The organism is Pseudomonas sp. GOM7, assembly GCF_026723825.1.
Taxonomy (GTDB): Bacteria; Pseudomonadota; Gammaproteobacteria; order Pseudomonadales; family Pseudomonadaceae; genus Aquipseudomonas.
In genome coordinates this window covers 5,213,009-5,237,767 of record NZ_CP113519.1, presented here as the reverse complement: position 1 = coordinate 5,237,767, position 24,759 = coordinate 5,213,009, and the positions used below count along the sequence as shown (strand labels likewise).

20 protein-coding genes and 2 CRISPR repeat arrays (1 of these 22 running past the window's edge) are annotated in these 24,759 nt (G+C 63.3%); of the genes, 7 read left to right on the top strand and 13 right to left on the bottom strand.

Annotation, left to right across the window (positions count from 1 at the left end):
• Window positions 1-114: direct repeats of the CRISPR family, unit length 28 nt; unit sequence TTTCTGAGCTGCCTATACGGCAGTGAAC; it reaches 1,779 nt to the left of the window's first position.
• A 130-nt stretch (window positions 115-244) separates the two neighbouring features.
• The 4 genes from cas6f to csy1 are packed head-to-tail and all read right to left on the bottom strand — an operon-like array spanning window position 245 to window position 4,191.
• Window positions 245-808 (bottom strand): type I-F CRISPR-associated endoribonuclease Cas6/Csy4, encoded by a 564-nt coding sequence (gene cas6f, locus OU800_RS23330; protein WP_268179882.1) that lies wholly within the window; start codon window positions 806-808, stop codon window positions 245-247.
• Between the two features lie 2 nt (window positions 809-810).
• Complete coding sequence (csy3, locus tag OU800_RS23325; RefSeq protein WP_268179881.1) at window positions 811-1,830, bottom strand: type I-F CRISPR-associated protein Csy3; 1,020 nt, start codon at window positions 1,828-1,830, stop codon at window positions 811-813.
• A gap of 5 nt (window positions 1,831-1,835) precedes the next feature.
• Window positions 1,836-2,837 carry a type I-F CRISPR-associated protein Csy2 gene (gene csy2 / locus OU800_RS23320; RefSeq protein ID WP_268179879.1) on the bottom strand — a complete coding sequence of 334 codons (1,002 nt, stop codon included), beginning with the start codon at window positions 2,835-2,837 and terminating at the stop codon, window positions 1,836-1,838.
• Complete coding sequence (gene csy1 / locus OU800_RS23315; protein WP_268179878.1) at window positions 2,830-4,191, bottom strand: type I-F CRISPR-associated protein Csy1; 1,362 nt, start codon at window positions 4,189-4,191, stop codon at window positions 2,830-2,832. The genes csy2 and csy1 overlap by 8 nt, the downstream gene beginning before the upstream one ends.
• Window positions 4,192-4,469: 278 nt before the next feature.
• Between csy1 and OU800_RS23310 the strand changes: the two genes are divergently transcribed.
• Window positions 4,470-4,811 (top strand): helix-turn-helix transcriptional regulator, encoded by a 342-nt coding sequence (locus tag OU800_RS23310; RefSeq protein WP_268179876.1) that lies wholly within the window; start codon window positions 4,470-4,472, stop codon window positions 4,809-4,811.
• On the top strand, window positions 4,811-6,076 hold the full coding sequence (locus OU800_RS23305; RefSeq protein WP_268179874.1) for a type II toxin-antitoxin system HipA family toxin: 1,266 nt from the start codon (window positions 4,811-4,813) through the stop codon (window positions 6,074-6,076). Before OU800_RS23310 ends, OU800_RS23305 begins: the two co-directional genes overlap by 1 nt.
• A 133-nt stretch (window positions 6,077-6,209) precedes the next feature.
• Here the strand turns inward: OU800_RS23305 and cas3f are convergent, their stop codons facing one another.
• On the bottom strand, window positions 6,210-9,560 hold the full coding sequence (cas3f, locus tag OU800_RS23300) for a type I-F CRISPR-associated helicase Cas3f (protein ID WP_268179873.1): 3,351 nt from the start codon (window positions 9,558-9,560) through the stop codon (window positions 6,210-6,212).
• Window positions 9,557-10,525 carry a type I-F CRISPR-associated endonuclease Cas1f gene (cas1f, locus tag OU800_RS23295; RefSeq protein ID WP_268179872.1) on the bottom strand — a complete coding sequence of 323 codons (969 nt, stop codon included), beginning with the start codon at window positions 10,523-10,525 and terminating at the stop codon, window positions 9,557-9,559. The genes cas3f and cas1f overlap by 4 nt, the downstream gene beginning before the upstream one ends.
• A 437-nt stretch (window positions 10,526-10,962) precedes the next feature.
• Here cas1f and OU800_RS23290 point away from each other — a divergent pair, with 437 nt between their 5' ends.
• Entirely contained in the window at window positions 10,963-11,937 is a 975-nt protein-coding gene (locus tag OU800_RS23290; RefSeq protein WP_268179870.1) for an IS110 family transposase, read from the top strand.
• Between the two features lie 92 nt (window positions 11,938-12,029).
• A CRISPR array of direct repeats spans window positions 12,030-13,798; the repeat unit is 28 nt; unit sequence TTTCTAAGCTGCCTACTCGGCAGTGAAG.
• A 278-nt stretch (window positions 13,799-14,076) separates the two neighbouring features.
• Window positions 14,077-14,724, top strand: a complete 648-nt coding sequence (locus tag OU800_RS23285; RefSeq protein WP_268179869.1) for an HAD family hydrolase — start codon at window positions 14,077-14,079, stop codon at window positions 14,722-14,724.
• A gap of 88 nt (window positions 14,725-14,812) precedes the next feature.
• On the opposite strand, the gene OU800_RS23280 is transcribed toward OU800_RS23285, so the two are convergent.
• Together OU800_RS23280 and OU800_RS23275 are read right to left on the bottom strand one after the other, a co-directional pair.
• The gene (locus tag OU800_RS23280; RefSeq protein ID WP_268179867.1) at window positions 14,813-15,043 is read right to left on the bottom strand and encodes a DUF1161 domain-containing protein; all 231 of its coding nucleotides are present in this window, start codon (window positions 15,041-15,043) and stop codon (window positions 14,813-14,815) included.
• Between the two features lie 57 nt (window positions 15,044-15,100).
• Window positions 15,101-16,168 (bottom strand): aminopeptidase, encoded by a 1,068-nt coding sequence (locus OU800_RS23275; protein ID WP_268179864.1) that lies wholly within the window; start codon window positions 16,166-16,168, stop codon window positions 15,101-15,103.
• A gap of 112 nt (window positions 16,169-16,280) precedes the next feature.
• Between OU800_RS23275 and OU800_RS23270 the strand changes: the two genes are divergently transcribed.
• Entirely contained in the window at window positions 16,281-16,703 is a 423-nt protein-coding gene (locus tag OU800_RS23270; protein WP_268179862.1) for a PA0061/PA0062 family lipoprotein, read from the top strand.
• A 23-nt stretch (window positions 16,704-16,726) separates the two neighbouring features.
• Here the strand turns inward: OU800_RS23270 and OU800_RS23265 are convergent, their stop codons facing one another.
• The gene (locus tag OU800_RS23265) at window positions 16,727-17,152 is read right to left on the bottom strand and encodes an OsmC family protein (RefSeq protein WP_268179860.1); all 426 of its coding nucleotides are present in this window, start codon (window positions 17,150-17,152) and stop codon (window positions 16,727-16,729) included.
• 86 nt (window positions 17,153-17,238) lie between these two features.
• Window positions 17,239-18,240, bottom strand: a complete 1,002-nt coding sequence (locus OU800_RS23260; protein ID WP_268179858.1) for an LLM class flavin-dependent oxidoreductase — start codon at window positions 18,238-18,240, stop codon at window positions 17,239-17,241.
• A 281-nt stretch (window positions 18,241-18,521) separates the two neighbouring features.
• Here OU800_RS23260 and OU800_RS23255 point away from each other — a divergent pair, with 281 nt between their 5' ends.
• Both OU800_RS23255 and OU800_RS23250 read left to right on the top strand, forming a co-directional pair.
• Window positions 18,522-19,493, top strand: a complete 972-nt coding sequence (locus OU800_RS23255) for a TAXI family TRAP transporter solute-binding subunit (RefSeq protein ID WP_268179856.1) — start codon at window positions 18,522-18,524, stop codon at window positions 19,491-19,493.
• Between the two features lie 141 nt (window positions 19,494-19,634).
• Window positions 19,635-22,193 carry a TRAP transporter permease gene (locus OU800_RS23250; RefSeq protein WP_268179854.1) on the top strand — a complete coding sequence of 853 codons (2,559 nt, stop codon included), beginning with the start codon at window positions 19,635-19,637 and terminating at the stop codon, window positions 22,191-22,193.
• Between the two features lie 61 nt (window positions 22,194-22,254).
• Here the strand turns inward: OU800_RS23250 and OU800_RS23245 are convergent, their stop codons facing one another.
• The 3 genes from OU800_RS23245 to OU800_RS23235 form a co-directional block, all read right to left on the bottom strand.
• Window positions 22,255-23,379 (bottom strand): PilT/PilU family type 4a pilus ATPase, encoded by a 1,125-nt coding sequence (locus tag OU800_RS23245; RefSeq protein WP_442964726.1) that lies wholly within the window; start codon window positions 23,377-23,379, stop codon window positions 22,255-22,257.
• Window positions 23,380-23,481: 102 nt separating this feature from the next.
• Window positions 23,482-23,781 carry a hypothetical protein gene (locus OU800_RS23240; RefSeq protein ID WP_268179851.1) on the bottom strand — a complete coding sequence of 100 codons (300 nt, stop codon included), beginning with the start codon at window positions 23,779-23,781 and terminating at the stop codon, window positions 23,482-23,484.
• 160 nt (window positions 23,782-23,941) lie between these two features.
• Entirely contained in the window at window positions 23,942-24,703 is a 762-nt protein-coding gene (locus tag OU800_RS23235; RefSeq protein WP_268179849.1) for a TerC family protein, read from the bottom strand.
• Between the last annotated feature and the right edge of the window lie 56 nt (window positions 24,704-24,759).

The window sequence follows — 24,759 nt, the reverse complement described above, 5'->3', positions numbered from 1 at the left end:
TCCAGACCGACATGATGGATCTGGAGTTTCTGAGCTGCCTATACGGCAGTGAACACCGTCGCGATCATCGACCACGACACCGGCAATTTCTGAGCTGCCTATACGGCAGTGAACTAGAGCCTGAAAACCCTAACCCTTTGATTGTTAAAGAACCATCCCTGTTTTATCGCTGTTACCCCTTTTTTCGGAGCCACCTGCAAGTCATTGATTTTGCGGGGGCTCCGTTTGTGCTTGGAAAAAAGGGTCAGAACCAGGGCACGCTGGCCTGGGCGCTCAGGCCGTAGGCGCCGAAGGTGCCTGGGGTGGGTTTATCGAGTAGTGGGCCGTGACGGATGAAGAGGCGGAAGCTGTGGCCGCTGCCGTTGCTGCGCAGGCTGGCATAAGGCAGGTCGCAGCGTTTGCCGGCGCTGTCGGGGATGCGCTGGCGCGCCTCCGCTTCGCTGATACCGTGGCGCTTGATCAGGCGGCGGCGGGCACGCTCCGGGTTGCTGTCCACCTGCACACGGCTGACGCAACGCCAGCGTACCTGCGCCGGGATCGGCGCCAGCTCCCCCAGATGCAGGTGGTCGCGCATGCCGGTGAGCCAGTTCAGCACCATCAGCCGATCCAGCGCCTCGGCACTGCCATGCAGGCGCAGGCGGGCACCGAGGCCGGAGCCCGCTGTTTCCACATCCGGGAAGCTGATGCCCACATCGCTACGACGCAGGTCATGCAGGCCACGATGCAGTTTGGCCAGCAGCGCGCTCATCAACTGCGTGGCCGGAAATTCCGGGTCGGGCAGGAGTTTGAGGTCGAGGTAGTGATCCATGGCTAGCCCGCCTCACCAAAGACGCCACCGCGAATCAGGGTGGCCATGACGTAATGCTGGTCGCCTACGCTGGGTTCCTTGTCCTTGAGCAGCCAGTTGTCCAGCAGGTTGTAGAAGTCCGCCTTGGCCTTCGGCTGGCGATAGGCGCGACCTTCGGTTGTTACCGAGCCGTAGGGTTCGACGGCGATGGGGCCGAGTTCGCCTGCGTCCGGATACCAGGTGTCGATGGTGCGCAGGGCATTGCCGAGTTTCTGCGAGTGCATACCGGCGACGCCGTTGACGCTGTACAGGGTTTTGCTCTTGTCGCCTTTGCCCCGGTCGAGGATCAGTTCCTGCGAGGGGAAGACTTCCTGGCCTGCGCCCATGCGCACATAGGCGGTGATGCCCAGCAGCAGGTGACGCTCGCCACCGAGACCTGCAGCGATCAGATTGGTCAGTTCGCCCAGGGCCATGGCCACCGGGCCGCTGGCGTCGAAGTTGCGCAGGGACAGGCTCAGGGCATCGAAGCTCCATTGCTGGGTGGCCTTGCCATCCACCAAATGAGCGATCTGCACTTCCACCTGTTCGGCGCCGATGCGGTTGCGCCAGAGGAAGCGACCATTGGCCAGGTTATGTGCATAGCGGCGCGCCAGTTCGGCGAAGCCGTGGCTGGCGACGTAGCCCTGTACGGTGTCCAGCAGCTTCTGCCGGTAGCCGGCGTCGTTGCATGCCGAGGGGGTGCCAGCGCCGCCGAGCACGCGCAGGGTGAAACTGACGCGTAGCGTGTCGGCGTCATGGGGCAGGGCCGCGACATCGACGGTCTGCAGATTGGGGTTCTCGATGGCAGCGTCGAGCTTGGCCGGATCCTGATCCTTGGCCTTGAGGCGGTTGGAGATGGTGCCGCGCACGGATTTTTCCCGCACGGCGAGCGGTTGCCAGTTGTCGCGCGTCTGCCAGTCACCGGCATGAAACAGCGCATCGGAAGGGTCGAGCTTGCGCTCGAAGGCCAGGACGGAAGCAGTTTTCAGAGGGGCGGTGGTCATGATGGTCACTCCATGTCATCAGTGCAGAGGGTTTGGCTGTAAAGGTTGTGGCAGCGGTACAGGCCGGCCTCGGGGGCAGCGTCGGCGTACCAGAGCAGGTCATCGACATCGCGCAGCCGGTGAGGGCTGAGCCATTGGCCGATGGAGTAGAGGCTTTCGACGAAGCGCAGCGGGGTTTGCCCGTCCCGCGCGTTGGCTACGCTGCCGGCGGCCTGCAACGGGCCGAGGGCGCCATAACCGACCGGGATTGGCACCAGCCAGCCGTTGGGCATTACGCGCTGGGCGCGCCACTCCACTTTGGCCGCCTGGGTTTCGCTGGCCGGGCGGGCTTCCTGAGCGCGCAGGTTCAGGCGTGACAGATCGAGCCAGGCATCGAGCAGGTCGGCGCTGGCGTTCTCGTCACGCAGATGTTGCAGATGGGTGTGCAGCAGGTCGTCGCGGCTGACCAGGGCAAAGCCCGGTAACCAGCGGCGGCGCAACCGACGGAACTGGGCACTGCGTTCCTCGCCCTGGGCCAGGGGCTGCAGCATCGGCTTGTGCTGCGGGTCGAGGAATACACTGCCCCCGGCGATACGCATGCCGCCCAGCAGTTCGGCGATGTCGCGGGCAATCTGCTGGCGCTGTTGCCAGTCGCCCTGTACCGGGTCGGGCTGGCCGTCTTCGCTATAGCCGCTGACGCCGAAGATCAGCGTGATATCCAGGTGGATGCGTCCCTCTTCGACGATGGCGGCGGTTTCACCGCGCTCGTTGACCGGGTTGCGGGTCAGGCGGAAGGCGCGTTGATAGCCCCCAGTGACCTGCGCCTCGTGGCTGTGGCAGACCACCCCGACACTGTCAAACATCAGGGCGAAGCGGCCATCGAGCTTGCGTTCCAATGCTTGCATCAGGCCAATGAACGCGCTGATGGCGGGGAAGCCCCAGGTCAGTGGGCTGGAGATGGCGTTGGCGTTCTGCACCCGCAGGTGGGGGACGATCAGCAGGCCGTTGGAGGTGGGCAGTTCACTCATGTTCGGCCTCCAGGTCGCGTTGTTCACGCTCGAACTGATCGACCCAGGCTTGGTTCAGCCGGTCGAGGTCGAGCCACAGGGCATTGCTGCCAGCCTGTTTGGCCCAGTAGCTGTTTTCCACATCGCCGACCGAGAGCTTGCTGACCAGGCGGGCGTTGAGCCAGTTGGCGAAGCGCTCGCGGATTTCCAAGAGCCATTCCATGCGCCGCCATTCGCTGGCGAAGATGGCATCGTGCTCGGCGCGGCGGAAATCCAGCCACAGTTGCTCGGCGCGGTTGAGGTTGCACTCGGGCTTGGCCGACCAGCCCGGCTCGAAAGCCCAGAGTTCGGCTGCATACAGCAGCAGTTCGTCGATCAGCTCGGTAAGCAGTTCATCGCGGCTGTTGCGGGTATGCACATTGGGTGGCGGGCCGCTGAGCAGGAAATCGCGCAGGTGGCGCACCAGTTCGGCCACTGCCGGGCGCTGGCCGAAGGCAGGGAAGATCGAGCCGTCACGGGTACGGATCGGCAGGCGCACTTCGCGCTGCTGCCAGCTTGGCGGCAGGGAGGCGAGCAGGTAGTTATCGCCACGGCGCTCGCTGTTGAGCTGGGAGATGTTCTGCGGCTTGGTGCCGCCGAGCTTTTGTACGGCCAGGTCGGGGTACTCGTGAATTACACCTGGGTGAAACTGCTTGTCGCGGCGAGCTTGGCGCGCTTCCTTGGCAGGCTCGCCGAAGCGGTCGGCCTGGATTTGCTGGTAGACCCGATGCGCCAGCGAGCTGGCATATAGCGGGGCGATTAGATGGTATTGCTCATCGTCGCGCGGATCTTCGCCAACCAGCCAGTACAACTGCTTGCCGTGGGTGTGGGAGGCCAGGCCGTCGCGGGCGCGGGTGATGCCGGTAAAGGCTGCTGCCAGGATCTGCGCTTGCTCGCCATCCTCATGCAGCGCGGCAATGGCGTCGGCATCATCGGCCAGCAGCAGGCTGAGCAACGACTGGCCGTCGTGCTCCAGCTTGAGCAGTTTGTAGACATCCAGCGCGGCAGCGTTGCCCACCACATCGCCGGCAAAGTCGTCGCCCAGGCAATGGCTGCCGACCAGAGCATGCCGGGGCAGGCTGTTCGGCAGGCAATAGAGGTTGGTGCCCTTGGCGTCCGGGTGAATGGCTTTGAGCGTATGGGTGACTGCCTGGATCTGCCCGGCACGGCGCGCGGCATCTTCCAGCCATACGTCCGGGGCGTATTGGGCAAGCAGGGTGGCGCGTTTGGGGTCTTCTTCGGCCAGGCCTTCGAGCTTGGTGGCCAGGCGTTCGGCGATAAAGTGTTCAAGCAGGTCGCGGATGGCCTGTCGTCGGCCGGAGGAGGGGTTGTGCATAGCAACGAATCCTTGTGCTGGGAAGCAACACGAAAAGTAGCATTGTTTTGCCACTGTGGCCTTGGCTGCCCGCCTGACTCAATTTGAATGATCTTTATATGCTGCATTAGCCTCTGAAAGCAGCATTTATGCTTCAAATAAAGACTTGTGAAGCTTTTAAACTTCATTTACTAATGAAGCACATAACATTCAAAGAGACTTTTCTGCAGCATAAAAGGCTCTTTTTCTCTAATAGAGCCTTTTATGCTGCATTTTTGCTAGAGCGAGTGAGGGAGCCCATGCGCAGCAAAGTGCTGACCCAGATCAAACGCCGTCGCTTGCAGCTTGGCCTGAAGGGCACGGATATGCCGTTGCGGGCCGGACTCAATCGCCAGCAGTACGGCAAGATCGAAAAAGACGGTAACCCCAGCCTGGCCACGCTGGACAAGATTGCCGAGGGGCTCGACGCCACCCTGATGCTGATCCCCAAGGAGTTGGCGCGTGAGGTCGAGCAACTGCTGGAGGCCGGCCCCGCCGGGGTGCAGCAGAACTACGGAATGAACCGCACGCCGGCATCAGCGCCAGAGGTGGGAATCAAGGAAACCATCGAAGACCCCTGGCAAGTGCTGGGTGATGACTGATGGCCGGGGAGCAGGTATCGGCGCTCAAGCTGACGCTGCATGGCCAACTGGTTGGGTATGTTGCCGGTTATGCCCATGGCCGCACGGTGCTGTCGCTGGCGCCGTCGTTCGTGGCCAATCGCAATCGCTTGGCATTGACCTTGTCGCTGGCCAACCCGGATACCTTCGCCGCGCGTGCCGGCAAGCTGTTCCCCGTGGCAAGCAAGATGCAGCTGCATCCGTTGCTGAGTAACCTGCTGCCTGAAGGCGCGTTGCGCCAGTTGCTGGCGCAACGCCTGAAGATCCACGAGCACAACGAGTTCCCGCTGTTGGTGCACCTGGGCGGTGACTTGCCGGGGGCGCTGATTGCCGAGCCCATCGCCGCAGAGGCCATTCCCGATGTGGCTTTCGGCGATCTCGGACGGCTCGACCGAGTGGCGGTGAATGCCGTGGATCGTGTGGCGCATTTTTCCCTGGCCGGGGTGCAGATGAAGTTTTCCATGCACCAGCGCGATGGTCGTTATCAATTGGGGGATGCGGCAGAGCCTGGTGACTGGATCATCAAGACGCCATCGACGGTGCACAGTCATGTACCGCTCAACGAATACACCTGCATGCGCCTGGCCGAGCTGGCCGGTGTGGATATACCGGAAGTTCGCCTGGTGGCGCTCGACAAGATCGAGCGCCTGCCGCAGATCAAGCTGCCCGACGAGGGCTACGCCTATGGCATTCGACGCTTCGACCGGGTGGATGGGCAACGTGTGCACGCCGAGGATTTCGCCCAGGTGCTATTCGCCTATGCGGCGGACAAGTACCAGAAGGCCAGCTACGAACAGATCGCCCGGCTGATCTACCAGAACACCTACAGCGGCCAGCGTGACGTGGCGCAGATGGGGGTGCGCCTGTTGGTCAACATCCTGCTGGGCAATGGCGACGCGCATCTGAAGAACTGGAGCATTCTCTACCCCGATGGCGTGAGCCCGGTGCTGTCGCCGGCCTACGACATTCTCTTCACCCGTGCCTACATCCCGGACGAGCAGCGTTATGCGCTGAACATGGCGCAGACCAAGCAGTGGTACGAGGTATCTCTAGAACACTTCCGGCGCTGGGCCAGGCGCGCGGATCTGCCGGAATCACCGGTTCTCTACAACCTCAAGGCCGCCATCGGCAAAGCGCGCGAGCGATGGCCGGCAGCCCTGCGCGACAGCCCCATGCACGATGCGCACAAGGCTGCGCTGCGCGAGCACTGGCGGGCGCTGCATGGGGATTTTCGGATTGATAGTTAGCTGCTGACATCACGGGTTCCTACCCAACTGAGTCGCGGTTAAAGCCTCTCCCACAGGTCTTCAAATGCCGTGGTAGGGGCTTTGGCCGCGATGCTGTAGCCCTGCTACACGCCGCGCAGGGTGTAGGGGAATCTCACCTGCGTTTGGCAAACCCAAGCGCCGGGTGAAAGCGCCAGCCGCGCTCGCTCTCGGGCAGGCTGACGGTGCCGAAGCGTTGGGCACAGCCCTCCAGGCTCATGTCCAGCTCCTGCGCCAGTTCAGCCAGAGCTTCGATGTAGCCGGTGGTGCCCCAGGGGCTGATGCGCGGGCCGGCCAGTTCGCTGTCGTCGATGCGCTGGTGCAGGCTGTTTTCCACCGGCACGTAGATCTGCTCGTAGCGGCGCTGGCCGGGGTCGATACGGTGCAGTTGGTAATCCTCGCCGTCTTCATTCGGCAGCAGGATCAGCTCGACCCTGGGTTGGGTGTCGAGGCGAAAGGGCTGTTGCTGCTGCGCCAGGGCTGTGAGGTGCAACAGCGGCTGGCTCCAGCCGTCATGGGCGTTCATTTCGCGCGGCTGGCTGCTTTGCCGTCGCCGTTCGCGAGGAGACAGCGTGGTCGGGTCGGTTTCGGCGGGTTGCAGCATCCAGCCTTGCAGGCGAGCGTGTTCCAGGTCGACCAGGTTGTTCTTGGCATCCAGTGGTGCGGGGCGTTCGAGGATGCGCGGGCGGGCATCGATCTGCTGGTACTGCTCGGCCTCCAGCAGTTTGTCCAGACGATGGCTATTCAGCCGCCAAGGGTGTTCCGTCTCGAAACCGGGCTTGCAGAAAGCTGGCTGGTCGCGCCGTTCGGCATGGCGCAGGTTGCTGTCGAATATCTGCACATTGGTTGCGCTCCAGGGCTCGGGGCGATGGCGGCGCACGCGCCCGGCCAACTGGATCAGCGAGCGCATCGACGAGGGCTCGACCAGGGCCCAGTCGTAATCATGGTCGCGGCCCACTTCGGTCACGGGCGAGCCGAGCACGATGAACAACTGATCCGGCTCGTCGTGGCGTAGCAGACGCTGGCGGATGTCCGGCAGGGCGAAAACCGCTTGCGGCTCTTCTCGTTGCAGGGTGGTATCCAGGCGGTGTTCGATGGCCGAACGCAGTAGCAACGGGAACTGCGAGTGATAGACGCACAGGTGGATACGAGTGCCTTCGGCGGCGCCCAGGTGAAACAGCGCCAGCGCTACATCGAACAGCGGTTCGATATTGGCCATGCGTACCAGGCCGAAACTCACGCGCTTGCCGCTGTGCGGGTCGGTCGTGGCGTTGGCCTCATGCAGTCTGCGGGCGGCGGTCAGTAGCTGTTCGGCGAAGGCCGGGCGAATCTCCTCCGGGCGCTGGCTGGCAAAGCGCAGGGGCAGCAGTTGCGCATGACGGCGCGCGGGCTGCGTCGCGAGCCAGGCGTGGCGGCGTTGGGCAAAGTCGTGGTGGGCAGCGCTGAACGCGGCGCTGTCGCTGCAGTCCAGGCGGCTTTGCCGCTGTTCGTCGATCCAGGCGCAGGCGATGGCTGGTAATTCACCGGGGCGTTCGCCACGGTGGCGCTGATACTCGATACGCCCGGCACGATAGGCCTCGAACAAACCCTGGATCAGGGCGGGCGGCAGGGTGGCCGAGGACAGCAGCACGCGGCCGCCCAGCAGCCCGGCCCAATGCACCAGACGCGCCAGGGCAGGCAGGTCGGCGATATCGAAATCGTCCGGCTCGTCGAGCACCAGGTCGCCGCTCATCAGGCGCAACATGGGGGCTATCTGTCGCCCGCCGCGCTGGCTCTCGGTGGCTGGGATCAGGTGGTCGATGGTGCAGACCAGTACCGGCGCGACCAGCAGGGCGCGCACCTGGGGTTCGTGGATCACTTTGTTGAGCAACGGATGGGCGTCCGCGTTGCCGTCGAAGCGCACATGGCCATCGTCCTCGAACAGTGCCTGGCAGGAGGCCGAGCCGCTGCGTTCGGCGAGCGCCTGCTGGTGCTCGAACAAGGTGCTGTTGGCCGTGCCACCGACGCGAATGGCCAGGTCATCCTCGTTCAGTCGCAGGCGTTGGCGGAAGGCGCGCCCGGTTTGCAGGGTCAGGCTGCGTAGGCCCAGAGCGAAGGCACAGCGCATGCCGCGCTCGGGGTCGCTCAGGGCATACATGATGCGTGCATTGCCCAGGGTCTTGCCGCAGCCGGTGGAGGCCATGTTGACGATGAAGGCGCCGTGCCGGGAAGCCTGTTCGCGCATGCCGGCAGCCAGGTCGAAGGCCTTGTCCTGCCAACGAAAGCGTTCGTTGCTACTGCGCTTCTTCAAACCCTTGTGCCGGGCCAGGCGTGGCAGGCTGCGCTCGAAGTCGGTCAGGCGATGGCCGATCAGCCCGGCGTTGGCCTCGACCCCCAGCAGGTGTTCGTCGAGTCCCTGATTGAACCTGCCGCTTTTGCGCTCGGTATTGGCCCACAGCGGATAACCCGCCTCGCCCTGCACCCGGCCTGGGCCGGTGAGGCTGGAGTAGTGGTGATCGGCGAGCATCAGGTTCAGGCGTGCCAGGTGCATCAGGTAAGGGCTGCCCAGCCAGTCTCGCTGGGGGCGGCGTGGCAGCAGCGCCAGCAGGCGTTGGGCCTGCTTGGCGGCCCGTTTGCGCCAGCGCTCGGTGGTCACGGGCAGGCCGTGGGGGAAGTGCCAGTAAGGTTCGATCTGCCCTCTGTCCTGGGTGGCACAATGCTCGTTCCAGCTGGCGTCGATATCTCCTGGCAGGTTCTTCAACATGCCGAGCTGTAAGTGGCGGATCTTGCTGCCCAGGCGCGCGTCCTCGCTGGGCATCAGGGGCAGGCGGTGATGGGTTAGTACCAGCCAGGCCAGGGCGGCGGCCAGAGGCGGCAAGTTACGAAAGGGCTTGTCGCAGTTGGGGTCGAGGCCATCGCGTTGGAGGCGGCTCAGCCAGGTGGCGTCGTCCTGCTCGCTGGGGCTGGCCAGGCGTGCCAGCCAGGCCTGATCGTCGTCATTCCCGACGAAGGCCTGGAACAGACGCAGCGATGTCCATTCGTGGCGATACAGGTTGCGCTCCATGGGCGCGCCAGGTTTGAGGCGGTTCTGGAAGGCCAGGCTGGCTTTGCCCAGATCATGCAGCAGCGCGGCCAGGGCGCTGAGCAGACGAAGGTCCTCGGCGCTGTGCCAGTCGTTCTCGTCATCCTTGCGCAACACGTCGCGGCGGGTGGTATTGGTCGGTACCGCGCCCTGTTCGTTGAAGCGGCTAGCGTCGCCGACTATCCACAGCAGCTCGCTGTGGTCCTTGCCGCGTATCCAGTGGCAGGCCACGGCGGTATTGCGCCTGGCGCTCTTCTTCAACAGCTTGCGCAGGGTATCCAGCCCGGCCTGGGTGATCGGCGTTTGCCAGGTGCGCTCGCCGCGGCGCTCGGCGAACTGGTCGAGGATGCGCCGGCTTTCCACCAGTGCGCGTTTGTCGCACTGACTGATCAGCAACACGTTCATGCGCCAACCTGCTCGGCCACGGCCTTGAGGGTGTCGATCATGAAGTCCAGTGACTCGCTGCGGGTGAGGTTCTCGATGCAGGCCTGGCGGAACTCCTGTTCCTCGTCGCCGCGCACGGCGCTGACGAAAGCTTGCGGCAGGATGGTCGCGTCCTTGACCAGATCGGCCACGTCGAACACCAGGCCGCCACGGCGCGTCTTGCCGTGCAGCACGGCCAGGCCATGGGGGATGCCCAGCACCCAGGTAGCGCTGGCGGCCAGGCCATAGGCCAGGTAGTTGCCGTGATCGAGAAAGCGGTTGGCCGGGTCGCTGCCACTGCCCTTCTTGGCGCGGGTGAAGTCGCCATAGCTGACGGCGCGGGCGGCCAAGGCGAACAGTTGCTTGCTCAGGCGTGCTTCTTCGGTGAGCAGGAAGGTGTTGTCCGGCGCGGCGACGATGGCGCGCTGCGAGGCATCGAGGGCATTTTCCAGAGCGGCGGAATCGACCTGAAAACCGGCATCCTTCAGTGGTCGGCTGTTCAGCCAGCCCTGGCGGATGCGTTGCAGGCGCGCCAACTGGAAGGCCTTGGCTGCCTCCAGGCGTTTGCCGTCATCGAACCAGAACCCTACCCACTTCTGCAGATATTCCGTGGGGCGGTATTCGCTCTGTGGTGAGAACCAGGCGACTTCCATGTCCATCTCGTTGGCCGAGAACAGCGGCGTGCCGCCGCTACCGCAGAAGCCCACCAACACACCGGCCTTGGCCAGCTCGCGCATCGCCGCCTGGGTGATCGAGGTACCGGTGCCGAGCAGGATGGTGGTGGTATTGGCGATGGGGATATTCCAGTACAGCGACTGCTTGCCAGCATCGGTGACGTACTCCACCCGCCCGCCATTGACCAGCACCCGGCAGTGCTGCAGGTAGTACAGGTTGGCGCGCTTGGAATGGAGGATGGTCTTGAGGTCGGAGGGGCTGATGTCGTCCATGAAAGACTCCTGAGGCAATGCCGGCAGTTAAGCGCTTTTGCCAGAAGGTGCCAAGTGCAGGGGCGGCTTCGTTGACGATCTCATGGCCCATTCATGAGCGGCAGGGCGACCGGTACGCCGGCCGCTCGTAGCACCAGTGGTAGGGCGGACTCAGGAGCGCCAGCGAACAGTCTGCCGCAGACCTCATGGCGGCGTACTGCTTCGCGAGTACGCCCTTGTATCTCGACCAAAGCCTTTCAGTGAGGCTATGGTTCCCGACTGATCATCGGGGGAGGAGTTGCAAGCCGAGTACGCCCTGAAGCCTTGAGCCTGTAACGTAGATTGCGCTGCGCTCCTCCGCACTCATCCAGTAAGTCCGAACGGTATCCAGAGCCTCGAGCTCGCATAAACAAGGTTGGACGGATGCAGTGACGATCAGCTACCCAAAGGAGGAGGAGATGAGCACAGTTGTGGGTATCGACATCGCCAAGCACACCTTCGACATCGCGACCCTTCAGGCCAATGGCAAGCATCGCACCAAGGCCAAGCTGAGCAACGACCCGAAGGGCTTTAAAGTTCTGCTGCAATGGTTGGGCAAGCATGCTGAACCGCAGGCTTGGATCGTGATGGAGGCGACCGGCATCTATCACGAAGCGCTGGCTGAATGGTTGTACGAGCATGACTATAAGATCTGCGTATTGAATCCGACGCAGATTGCGCTTTATGCCCGCAGCCAGTTGCAGCGCGTGAAGACCGACAAGGTGGACGCCAAGCTGATTGCCGATTATGGCCATCTGCATCAGCATAAGTTGCGTGCCTGGAAGCCCGAGCAACCGGAGATCAAGCGCCTCAAAGCCCTGAATCATCGTCTGAAGGATCTTCAGGAGTTGGAGCGCATGGAACAGAACCGTCTGGACGTGACCAGCGATGTCAAAGTCGCTGCGTCGATTCGGTCGGTACTTGAGCATATTCGCCAGCAGATCGCTGAGACGCTGAAAGCGATCAAGCAGCACTTCGATGACAACGATGACCTACGAGGCCAGCGCGACTTGCTTAAAAGCATCGATGGCATTGCCGACAGAACCGCTACGTTGCTGCTGGCAGAGCTGGGCGACATGCAACGTTTCGGTGACAGTCGCGATGTTACGGCTTTTGCAGGTTTGAACCCTAAGCTGCAGGACTCGGGGAAGCACAAAGGGCATGTGCGCATATCGCGGATGGGCTCTTCAGTGTTACGTGCAGGGCTTTACCTGCCAGCAGTAGTCTCCCTGACCCACAACGCCGCGATCCGAGCGATGGCCAAGCGGCTAAAGGCACGAGGCAAGGCCGGCAAACAGATCGTCTGCGCGGCCATGCGCAAGCTGCTTTGCATCGCTTACGGCGTACTCAAATCCGGCAAACCCTTTGACCCGCAGCTAGCCATTGCGAGATGACGGGTAAGACGGTATCTACGGCTGCCCAGACACCATTTCTCTGCCTACTCGGCAGTGAAGGGCTCGCCCTTGAAGCCGATTTGAACGACCAGTTTCTAAGCTGCCTACTCGGCAGTGAAGGCGTTCTTCGCAGAGCATGGGCTGGACTGGCTTTTCTAAGCTGCCTACTCGGCAGTGAAGCCATCGGCACCGGGCAAGTCTATTGGGACTATTTCTAAGCTGCCTACTCGGCAGTGAAGCCGCAGTCGACGAAGAAGACGACAGCCCCGAATTTCTAAGCTGCCTACTCGGCAGTGAAGGCCGCCTGGCAGCGGTTGGCCGGGGTGTACGTTTTCTAAGCTGCCTACTCGGCAGTGAAGGGCCTTCCATGGCCATCTGGACGCGCTCGCGCATTTCTAAGCTGCCTACTCGGCAGTGAAGCTGGCTCATGTATGCCGGCGTCCGCATCGGCGTTTCTAAGCTGCCTACTCGGCAGTGAAGTGCAGCCGGACGCGTTCTACTACGTCGAGAATTTTCTAAGCTGCCTACTCGGCAGTGAAGATCGTCGCCTCTTTCTCTTTGACGGCGCGATTTTTCTAAGCTGCCTACTCGGCAGTGAAGCAGGAACGGCATCAGCTCGCCGGCCTTCGGATTTTCTAAGCTGCCTACTCGGCAGTGAAGGCCAGTTCAGCCGGCGTGCCGGCGGCGAGATTTTTCTAAGCTGCCTACTCGGCAGTGAAGGTCCGCGTTCTGCTGGAGACGATGCCGATTGATTTCTAAGCTGCCTACTCGGCAGTGAAGGCCACCCGTTTCTACGAGAAGCGTGTCGAAGATTTCTAAGCTGCCTACTCGGCAGTGAAGATGCACTTTCGGACTTGGCGGGCTCACCTTTCATTTCTAAGCTGCCTACTCGGCAGTGAAGCGCGGGTGATCGACCGGATGTTTGAGGGTGGTTTTCTAAGCTGCCTACTCGGCAGTGAAGATATGCGTCAATTTCATCACGGACGCGCTGCTTTTCTAAGCTGCCTACTCGGCAGTGAAGAGCCGCAGGCGCTCTGTGCGGCGTTTTGGCCTTTTCTAAGCTGCCTACTCGGCAGTGAAGGCGGTGCCGACCTGAGCGGTGCCTACCTGAGATTTCTAAGCTGCCTACTCGGCAGTGAAGTTTCCGCCGCTGGTATCGGTCGGAAGGAGCATTTTCTAAGCTGCCTACTCGGCAGTGAAGGGCTTCCTGGCATGTAATGCGTCGCCCCTTCCTTTCTAAGCTGCCTACTCGGCAGTGAAGGCAGTGACAAGCTGCTTTTCGGATGCCTCCTATTTCTAAGCTGCCTACTCGGCAGTGAAGCGACGAGTTCACCAGTTGCGCAGCCTGGCCCATTTCTAAGCTGCCTACTCGGCAGTGAAGGCCGTCTTGCTGTAGCAATGACGCACCTGATATTTCTAAGCTGCCTACTCGGCAGTGAAGGCCAGCAGCGGCTTGTAGCTCGGGGCGCAGTTTTTCTAAGCTGCCTACTCGGCAGTGAAGCCGCTCGCGCGGCAACCTCGCCGCCCTCATGATTTCTAAGCTGCCTACTCGGCAGTGAAGCAGGGCGCCGGCCCAGTCTTCGAGGGCGCGCATTTCTAAGCTGCCTACTCGGCAGTGAAGGACGATCTGACCCGCGCCACCGGCAGCCGGCATTTCTAAGCTGCCTACTCGGCAGTGAAGGAGCCCTTGCCGCGACGGTCGCGCACGCGGTATTTCTAAGCTGCCTACTCGGCAGTGAAGCCCTGGACTATGACCCGCTGTCGCCGACCTACTTTCTAAGCTGCCTACTCGGCAGTGAAGGCCATTCAAGACCTGGAACTCGAAGCGGTCGATTTCTAAGCTGCCTACTCGGCAGTGAAGTAGAGACGATAGCTGGCCAGGCCTTGTGGCTCAAGGCCTGGCGCGATTGAGTCGTCGTAGACCCTTTTTTCTGGCTTGTTCGTAACTCGTTGATTTTGAACAGTGCTTCATCTGCTCTGGAAAAGAGGGTGTGAGCAGGGCTGGCCTGCCCAAGTCATAACGCCCATCTCCGTCCCAGGCTGTTGTCATCGTGGGCGAGCGCAAGCTGCCTGAGGGTGAAGCAGGCGGCAAAGGCGGGTATCCTGCGGGGCCGTTGCGCTTACCAACAGGTCTTCGCCATGCAGCATTCCACAATCCTTTTCGACCTCGACGGCACGCTCACCGACCCGCGCGAGGGCATCACCCGTTCGGTGCAGTACGCCCTGGCCAAGCTGGGTATCGACGAGCCGGATATCACTGCGCTGGAGCACTTTATCGGTCCACCCTTGCTGCAGTGTTTCATGATTACCTACGGGTTGGACGAAGCCACCGGCTGGCAGGCGGTCAATCACTACCGCGAGCGTTTCCGGGTGACCGGCCTGTACGAGAACCGTGTGTTCGAGGGGGTGCAGGGGCTGCTGGAAGCGCTGGTGGCGCAGGGGCGCACGCTGTATATCGCCACCAGCAAGCCGACGGTGTTCGCCGAGGAAATCGCTCGGCATTTCGGCTTCGACCGTTATTTCAAGCGCATTTATGGCAGCGAGCTGGATGGCACGCGCACCAACAAGGTGGAGCTGCTGGCGCATCTGCTGGCGTCGGAAAAGCTGACGCCCGAGTCGGCGTTGATGGTCGGTGACCGCAAGCACGATCTGATCGGGGCGCGCAGCAATGGGCTGCAGGCAGTGGCGGTGGGCTATGGTTTCGGCAGCCGTGAGGAGTTGCTCGGCGAGGCGCCGGCCTATCACTTCGAGACGCTGGCAGAATTGCACAGGGCTTTGATCGGCTGAAGGTCGTGTAGGAGCGAGCTCTGCTCGCGAAACCTGTCATGCAGATAAATGCTTCGCAAGCAGAGCTCGCTCCTACAGGCGCTGGGTGTCAGTCGTTGCGCTGGTAGATGATTTTCTTGGTGCCGCCGTCGCAGCTACCCACCACCATGTTCTGATCCTTGACCTCGTCGTTGGCGACGATTTCCAGGGTGTAGCTGGGCACGTTGTTGGCCTGGATCTTCACTTCGATTTCCTGCTTGAGTTCTTCGCAGGGTTTGGTCGCGGCCATTGCGCTGCCTGTGAGCAGCATCATGGCCAGAGCGGGAATCAGTCGTTGCATCGCTTGTACCTCCGGTGTTGGGCGAAACCTGAGTAGGTTGGACTGGCAAATGGCCGCTCAGTTCTGACTCTTTTGCAGCAGGGCTTGCAGTTCGGCCTGGCGTTCGGGCGCAGGCAACCGGCCCAATGCGGCGACGGCGGCATAGAAGGCTGGCCAGTTGCGCCCTTCACGCTCGAATAGCGCAGCGAAGGCTGGCACCCACTGGTCGTAGAGGCCGAAGGGCAGCAGCTTGGCGTTGTTCATCGGGCTGTCGATCCAGGCATCGAAGCGCCCCTGGCCGCCCCATTCACGTTGGCGCAAGGCGCGATAATCACGGCGCAGGCGTGCGAATTCGGCCTGCTTGGCCTTACGCATGGCGGCGGCTGGCAGGTTGCTGGCATAGAGCTGGCGCAGGCGTTCGCGGCTGGCCAGCACCAGTTCGACGAACTGTTGGCGCTGGCGATCATCGCTGGCCGGTGGCGTTTCGCTGCGGGCCACGTGCCACTGGCGCAGGCCTTCGCGCTCGACGAAGGTGGCGAAGGATTCGTTGAAGGCGGTATCGCCCGCCAGGTAGTACTGCTGATGCGCCAGCTCGTGGAAGATCACCGCCACCAGGCGTTCGTCGTTCCAGCGCAGCATGGTGCTGAGCAGCGGGTCGTCGAACCAACCCAGGGTGGAGTAGGCCTCCACGCCGCCGATGTAGGTGTCCAGCCCCTGCTCGCGCAGCAGCGCGGCGGCGCCTCGGGCACGGCCTAGCTGGTAGTAGCCGCGGTAGGCGACGCAGCCGGCGATGGGGAAGCAATGCAGCTCGGGGTCTAGGGAGAATTCCGGGGTGGCGAAGACGTTCCACACCACGAAGGGCCGGTGCAGGTCGGCGTACAGGCGATAGCTGCGGTTATCCGGCAGGTGCAACTGAGCACTGGCGAAGTCCCGCGCGGTTTGCGACAGGCGCAGGCGCCGGGCCAGATCGTGGTCGGTGGCCGGGTCGGCGAGCAGGCGTTCGACCGACTCGCGCGCTTGCAGCAGTTGCCACTGGCCCTGGCCCAGGTGGGTGTAGTAGTCCAGGGTCGAGCAGCCGCCAAGCAGCAGGGCGAGTAGGGGAACCGCCAGGCGGCGCAGGAGGTCGATAGGGGAGACGTCAGGCATGCGCTCACGCTAGCCGATCCACTCGGCCAGCGCATCGTCTTTTGTGTGCTTCGTCTCGGTTTCGCCTGCCTCCCGGTGTAGGCTGGTGTCTGAACCCTGATCGGAGGTCGCCATGCGCGCCCTGCTTCTCGCCCCCGCCCTGCTGATGCTCGGCGCCTGCGCTTCGCCACTGCCCAAGCCCGACCCGCAGCAGGCCTGGGTCGAGTTGTACTCCAGCGCCGATACACTGCTGATGGCTGACCGCCTGGATGGCCAGCGCTGGCCAGACGGTCGTTACTTTCAGGTAATGCCCGGCGAGCATGAGCTACAGACCCGTTTCCAGTTCGAGGTGCGCGGGGGGGGGGCGCTGAGCATGCAGAGCGAGCCGCTGCGCATGACCTGCGAGATCACCCTGCGCTATCAGGGTTTCGCCCCCGGCCAGCGTTATCGCATCGTGGCCAGGCCGCTGCTGATGAAGGCGCAGGCCTGGCTCTACGACGAACAGCGCCGGATGTTGGCGCGGGGCGAGGTGAGGCGCTGTGGCACGGCGATCTAGCCAGCGTAGCGCACTCCATGGCCTTAGTTGTCGAGTACCGCTTCCAGGGTGATCTTGGCGTTGAGTACCTTGGAGACCGGGCAGCCGGTCTTGGCGGTTTCCACGGCCTTCTCGAAGGCGGCTCGGTCGGCGCCGGGGATCTTGGCCCGCAGCGACAGGTGCACGGCGCTGATCTCGAAGCCGCCTTCCACCTTGTCCAGACTCACTTCGGCCTTGGTGTCGATGCTCTCGGCGGTCATGCCGGCATCACCCAGCTCCTTGGACAGGGCCATGGAAAAACAGCCGGCATGGGCCGCGCCGATCAGCTCCTCGGGGTTGGTGCCGGGCTCGTTCTCGAAGCGGGTATTGAAGCCGTAGGGGTTGTCCTTGAGGGCGCCGCTCTGGGTGCTGATGGTGCCCTTGCCGTCCTTGATGCCGCCTTGCCAGTGGGCCGATGCTGTCTTCTTCATGCGCGTTCTCCCATTGCTTGATGGCGGGCCGCCCGGCTGGCGGCCCCTCGTGCATTCAGAGGCCTTCGTGGCGCACAAGTTCGGCTTTAGCTGTGTTGCAGCTCGGCGAGGATATCGAAGGCATGCAGGCGGTCGGCGAAGTCATACATGTCGCAGGTGAAGATCAGCTCGTCCGCCTCGGTCTGCTCCAGCAACTGCTCCAGACGGTTGCGCACGGTCTGTGGCCCGCCGATGGCGGCCAGGCCGAGGAACTCGCTGACGGCCTGGCGCTCGTGTGGCAGCCACAGGCCTTCCATGCTCGCCACCGGCTTGCGCTGCACCAGGCTCTGGCCACGGATCAGCGCGAGGATGCGCTGGAAGGCCGAGGTGGCCAGGCGTTGCGCCTGCTCGTCGCTGTCGGCCGCCAGCAGCGGCACGCCGAGCATCACGTAGGGCTTGTCCAGCACCGCCGAGGGGCGGAAGTGGTTGCGGTAGACGCGGATCGCCTCGTGCAGGTAGCGCGGCGCGAAGTGCGAGGCGAAGGCGTAGGGTAGGCCTTTCATGCCGGCGAGCTGGGCGCTGAACAGGCTGGAGCCGAGCAGCCAGATCGGCACTTCGGTGCCGCTGCCGGGCATGGCGATGACCTGCTGGCCCTCCTGGCGCGGACCGAGATAGGCCTGCAGTTCCTCGACGTCGTTGGGGAAGTCCTCGGCGCTGCCATCGCGGCTGCGGCGCAGGGCATGGGCGGTGTACTGATCAGCGCCGGGCGCGCGGCCCAGGCCCAGGTCGATGCGGCCAGGGTAGAGGGTGGCGAGGGTGCCGAACTGCTCGGCGATCACCAGAGGCGCATGGTTGGGCAGCATCACGCCGCCAGCGCCAAGACGGATGCGCGAGGTGCCGGCGGCCAGGTAGCCGATCAGCACGGCGGTGGCGGAGCTGGCGATGCCGTCCATGTTGTGGTGCTCGGCGACCCAGAAGCGCTCGAAACCCAGGCTTTCCACATGGCGGGCCAGGGCCAGCGAGTTGTGCAGGGCCTGGGCGGCGTTGCCGTCATCACGAATCGGCGCCAGGTCGAGGGTGGAGAGCTTGATGGAGGCCAGTCGGCTCATGGATGGAATCCTCATGACAACAGGGTGAACACTCTACGGGCTTTGCCGACAGGGCGCCAAACCCTGCCGGCAAGTACTTGTCTGGCGACGAGGATGCTTGGCTGCCGCCTCCCCAGCGCCTCTGCTCGCACGGCGTTACAAGAAGCGCGTTACACAAGCGGTTACGAGCCCCAGGGCACGCCGGGCGTGCATTCTCGTGCTCAGCGGTTAGACTGCAAGTTCCCCGGCGCGTGCCCACGAGGTGTGCGCCGGCTCCATAAAACAGAAAAAGGAGATTCCCCATGAAAGGCAAATCCTTGGCATGGGCTCTGTCTGCCGTACTCGCAGGCACCACCTTCGGTGGAATGGCACAGGCTGACGAGAAGTTCGTCACCATCGGCACCGGCGGCCAGACCGGCGTGTATTACGTGGCAGGCCAATCCATCTGCCGCTTCCTCAACCGTGGCTCGGCCGAGCACGGTATCAAGTGCAACGCGCCGGCCAGCGGCGGTGGCGTGGCCAACGTCAATGGCATTCGCAGTGGCGAATTCAACTTCGGCATCATGCAGTCCGACCACCAGTACAAGGCGCTCAAGGGGACGGCGCCGTTCGAGGCCGAAGGCCCCATGGAGGACATCCGCGCGGTGTTCTCGCTGCAGAGCGAGGTGTTCACCATCCTTGCCCGTCGTGACGCCAACATCAAAAGCTTCGATGACCTCAAGGGCAAGCGCGTCAATATCGGCAACCCCGGTTCCGGCCAGCGTGACACCCTGGAAGAGATCATGGCCGTCAAGGGCTGGGATCGCTCCGCCTTTGCCCTGGCCGCCGAGTTGAAGCCGGCTGAGCAGGCCAGCGCCCTGGGCGACAACAACATCGACGCCATGACCTACTTCGTCGGTCATCCCAACGGCGCGATCCAGGAAGCCACTACCACCGTCGACGCCGTGCTGGTGCCGGTGACCGGCGCCGAGATCGACAAGCTGCTGGCCGAGAAGCCTTACTACACCAAGGCCGACATCCCCGGCGGGCTGTACAAGGGCAACGATCAGCCGACCCCGTCCATCGGTGGCAAGGCCGTGCTGTCCACCAGCGCCAAGGCCGACCCGGAAGTTGTCTATCAACTGGTCAAGTCGGTATTCGACAACATCGACCGCTTCAAGCGTCTGCACCCGGCCTTCGCCGACCTCAAGGAGACCGACATGATCAAGGTCGGCCTGAGTGCGCCGCTGCATGAAGGCGCCGTGCGTTACTACAAGGAACGCGGCTGGATGTAAGGCCCAGGGTTCGCCGATAGCTGTTGGTGAACCCGTAACGCCCCGCTGCCGGCGGTATCCGGCAGTCTCGGCAAAACCCGCATGGCGCAGGCCTGCGGGTTTTTGCCGTTTTCCGAATCATTCAAACGCAGGTTCCACTCCATGCCTGACAAGCAACTGTCCACCGAGGAACTGATCGCCCAGGATGTCGGCGCGCGCTCGCCTGTCGGCCTCATGGCCCAGGTGATCACTGGCCTCGCCCTGCTCTGGTCGCTGTTCCAGCTATGGATCGCCTCGCCGCTGCCGTTCATCTTCGGCTTCGGCGTACTCAACGATACCCAGACCCGCGCTATCCACCTGACTTTCGCCCTGCTGCTGGCCTTTCTCGCCTATCCGGCCTTCAAGCGCTCGCCACGCGACCGGGTGCCGCTCATGGACATCGCCCTCGGCCTGGTGGCGGCGGCCAGTTCGGCCTATTTGTTCGTCTTCTACGAGCAACTGGCGCTGCGCCCCGGCAGCCTGACCACGGCAGACCTGGTCACCGCCTGCATCGGCATTCCGCTGCTGCTGGAGGCCACCCGTCGCGCGCTTGGCCCGCCCCTGGCGATCATCGCTCTGGTATTCCTCGTCTACAGCCTGGCCGGCCCCTACATGCCGGGCCTGCTGGCGCACCGTGGGGTGAGCCTGCAGGCGCTGGCCAACCACCAGTGGATCACCACCGAGGGGGTGTTCGGCATCGCCCTGGGGGTTTCCACCAGCTTCGTCTTCCTCTTCGTGCTGTTCGGTGCGCTGCTCGAACGGGCCGGCGCCGGGCATTACTTCATCCAGCTCGCGTTCAGCCTGCTCGGCCACTTCCGCGGCGGCCCGGCCAAGGCTGCGGTGCTGGCCTCCGGCCTGACCGGGATGATCTCCGGTTCATCCATCGCCAACGTGGTCACCACTGGTACCTTCACCATCCCGATGATGAAGCGTACTGGCTTCTCTTCGGAGAAGGCGGGCGCAGTGGAGGTGGCGTCCTCGGTCAACGGCCAGATCATGCCGCCGGTAATGGGCGCGGCGGCTTTCCTGATGGTCGAGTACATCGGCATGCCCTATGTCGAGATCATCAAGCACGCCTTCCTGCCGGCCGCGATTTCTTACATTGCGCTGCTCTACATCGTCCACCTGGAGGCCCTCAAGCTGGGGCTGCAGCCCATCGGCGGGCAGCAGCCCAGGCCCTGGCTACGGCGCCTGACCGGCTTCGCCTTCGGTGCGGCGCTGATCAGCGGGCTGTCCCTGGCGGTGTATTACGGCCTGGGCTGGCTCAAGCCGTTGCTGGGCGAGCATGCCCTGCCGGTGATCGGCGCCCTGCTCGCGGTGGTCTATCTGGGCCTGCTGAAGGTCGCGGCCAGCGTGCCGGTACTGCCGCCGGAAGACCCCAACGCCCCCTTGGAGGAACTGCCGCAGACCCGCGCGGTGCTGCTGTCGGGCCTGCACTTCCTGCTGCCGGTGGTGGTGCTGGTCTGGTGTCTGATGGTCGAGCGCCTGTCGCCCGGCCTGTCGGCCTTCTGGGGCAGCGTGATGCTGGTGATCATCCTGCTCACCCAGCGTCCGCTGCTGAGCTGGATGCGCCGTGATGGCAGCCATGACCACGGCACCTTCAAGGACGGCGTGATCGACTTGCGCGAAGGCCTGATCGCTGGCGCGCGCAACATGATCGGCATTGGCATCGCCACGGCGGCGGCTGGCGTCATCGTCGGCGCGGTGTCGCAGACCGGCGTCGGCCTGGTGCTGGCCGACCTGGTCGAGCTGCTGTCGATGGGCAACCTGTTGCTGATGTTGGTGCTGGTGGCGGTGTTCAGCCTGATCCTTGGCATGGGCCTGCCGACCACCGCCAACTACATCGTGGTATCCAGCCTGCTGGCGCCGGTGGTGGTGGCGCTGGGGCAGCAGAACGGCCTGATCGTGCCGCTGATCGCGGTGCACCTGTTCGTCTTCTACTTCGGCATCATGGCCGATGTGACGCCGCCGGTGGGGCTGGCCTCGTTCGCTGCAGCGGCGGTGTCCAAGGGCGACCCGATCAAGACCGGCCTCGTGGCGTTCTTCTACAGCCTGCGTACCGCCGCGCTACCGTTCCTGTTCATCTTCAACACTGATCTGTTGCTGATCGACGTGGACTTCTGGCACGGCGTGCTGATCTTCATCGTGGCCACCATCGCCATGTTGATCTTCGCCGCCGGCACCCAGGGCTTCTTCCTGGTGCGCAGCCGCTGGTACGAGAGCATGCTGCTGCTGCTGGTGGCCTTCACCCTGTTCCGCCCCGGGTTCTGGATGGACATGTTGCACGACCCCTATCGGGAAGTGCCGCCAGCGCAACTGGCGCAGGCGCTGGGCAATGTCGAAGACGGCAGCTCGCTGCGCGTGTGGATACGCGGCGAAGATTCCGTGGGCGATCCGCGCGAGTTCGTCGTGCTGCTGCCGGTGCCTGCGGGTGAGGACGGCCAGGCGCGGCTGGACAAGCTGGGCCTGATGACCTACGAGGACAACGGCAAGGTGCTGATCGACAGCGTCGGTTTCGGCAGCCCGGCGGCCGAAGCGGGGCTGGAGTTCGATCAGCAGATCCTCAGCATCAAGGCGCCCACCGACCGCTGGGTCAAGGAGCTGATGTGGATTCCGGGCTTCCTGCTGTTCGCCCTGGTCGTCGCCCTGCAGCGTCGGCGCAAGGCGCTGCAACCAGCCTGACCCGTTGGGGGCAAGGCATACACAAGGCAGCTTCGGCTGCCTTGTGCGTTTCTGGCCCGGCTCAAGCGTCGCGCAGCACCTTGAGCTCGGCCTCGTCGGCGGAGAATCCGCGTTCGAGTTTGAACCTTAGGCTGAGGTCGGTGCGTGAGTCGGCGAATTTCAGCGCGTCGGCCAGGCCGATACGCCCGGCTGCGAGCAGGGCGAACAGGTGCTGGTCGAAGGTCTGCAGGCCCTGTTCGGCGGCGCGGCCGATGGCCTCGCGCAACTCGTCCAGCTCGTCGCGCTGGATCAGGTCGCGGATATAGGGGGTGCCGAGCATCAGCTCCACCGCCGCCACGCGCTTGTGGTCAAGGCCGGGTATCAGGCGTTGGCCGATCACCGCCAGCAGGTTGTGCGCGACGTCGGCCAGCACCTGCTTGCGCGCCTCGTCGGGAAAGAAGCGCGCGATGCGCTCGATGGCGTGGCTGCTGCTGGTGGCATGCAGCGTGGCCACGCACAGGTGGCCGCTTTCCGCGTAATGCAGGGCGTGCTGCATGGTGGCCGCGTCGCGAATCTCGCCAAGCATGATCACGTCCGGCGCCTCGCGCAGCACGTTGCGCAGAGCATCGGCGAAGCTGTGGGTGTCCAGGCCCACCTCACGCTGGTCGATGATCGAGCGCTGGTGGCTGTGGAGGAACTCGATGGGGTCTTCGATGCAGAGGATATGCCCGCTCTTGTGGCGGTTGCGATAGTCCAGCATGGCCGCCAGCGTGGTGGACTTGCCCGAGCCGGCGGCGCCGGTGACGAGGATCAGCCCGCGATCCTGCAGGGCCAGTTTCTCCAGCAGCCGGGGCAGGCCGAGCGCGTCGAAGCCTGGGATCTGGCTCTTGATCAGGCGCACCACCATGGCCACTTCGCCGCGCTGGTAGTAGAGGTTGACCCGATAGCGCCCAGAACCTTGCAGACTCACCGCCAGATTCATCTCCAGATCGCGCTCGAACTCGGCGATTTGCTTCTGGCTCAGCAACTGGTAGGCCAGTTGCTGCACTTCGCCTGCCTGGAACGCACGTTGGCCGACCGGCTGGCTATGGCCCTCGACCTTCATGTGTGGCGGCGCGCCGACGCTGAAGAACAGGTCGGAGCCTGCATGCTGGCGCATCAGTTGCAGATAGGGGAAGACGTCGAGGGTGTCGCTGGCGTCGCTCATCGGCATGACCCTGTGCTGGATCGAATGCCGGCAAGCATAGTCGTCGCGGCCCGGTTGCGTGCTGAGCGGTATCAATCCTCTATGTCTACATGGGCGCGCGCTTCAGCCTACCGCCGCGCTGACGAACATCCAGGCACCTAGCGGAACGCCTATGGCAATGCCGAGGGCAACCACGCCGAAAAGCAGCAAAGCCGTTTCAATGTTGGCGCCAGGCACTGCATCGAAAAATCCCGTTGCACGTTTTGCTTCGGGACGCTTCAGCGGTACGACCTTGCCCTGGCCGCGCAGCGGAACAGGGGTACGAGAAGAGGCAGGCGATGATGCTGATAACTGCTCGGCAAGGCTGCGGTTATCGTCGAGCTGAGGTTGTCGATACTTGGGTAGGGTAGCGGTACTCTTCATCTGTGACCGGGTATGGTTTCGCGGGGCGAGAAGGCTAACACCATGATTTATCAATCAAAAAAAAAATTTTTGGAGCGGCTGTGGCAACGTGCTGCACTTTTCGTCAGGCAAAGAAAAAGGGCCTCGTTATCGAGGCCCTTGATCTGGGTGGCAGCCGGCCTTACTGGCCCGGGATGTCCTTGCGCAGCTTGACCGGGTCTTCCTTGCGCCCGCGCAGTACGCGCATGCGGATGTTCAGCGCCTCCACGCCCAGCGAGAAGGCCATGGCGAAGTAGACGTAGCCCTTGGGCACGTGCACCTCGAAGGCCTCGGCGATGAGCACGGTGCCGACTACCACGAGGAAGGACAGCGCCAGCATCTTCAAAGAAGGGTGTTTGTCGATGAAATTGCTGATGGTGCCGGCGGCCAGCATCATCACCAGCACGGCGACGATGATCGCTGCGACCATCACCGGCACGTGGGACACCATGCCGACGGCGGTGATCACCGAGTCCAGGCTGAACACGATGTCGATAATGGCGATCTGGATGATGGTGCCGATGAAGTTGCGTGCCGCGCCGTTGCCCGGGGTCTGCTCGGCTTCATCCTCGCCCTCGAGGCTGTGGTACATCTCGGTGCTGCTCTTCCACAGCAGGAACAGGCCGCCGAAGAAGAGGATCAGGTCGCGCCCGGAGATGCCCTGGCCGAACAGGTGGAACAGGTCGTTGGTCAGACGCATGATCCAGGTGATCGACAGCAGCAGGCCGATGCGCGTGACCATCGCCAGGGCCAGGCCGAAGAAGCGCGTGCGCGCCTGCATGTGCGGGGGCATGCGGCCGACCAGGATGGCGATCATGATGATGTTGTCGATGCCGAGGACGATCTCCAGGGCAGTTAGGGTCAAGAAAGCAACCCAGATTTCAGGGCTGGTCAGCCATTCCATGTTCGATTCTCGTAAGCGTTGAGCGGAGCCCACGCGATAGTGGGCGCCGCATGTTA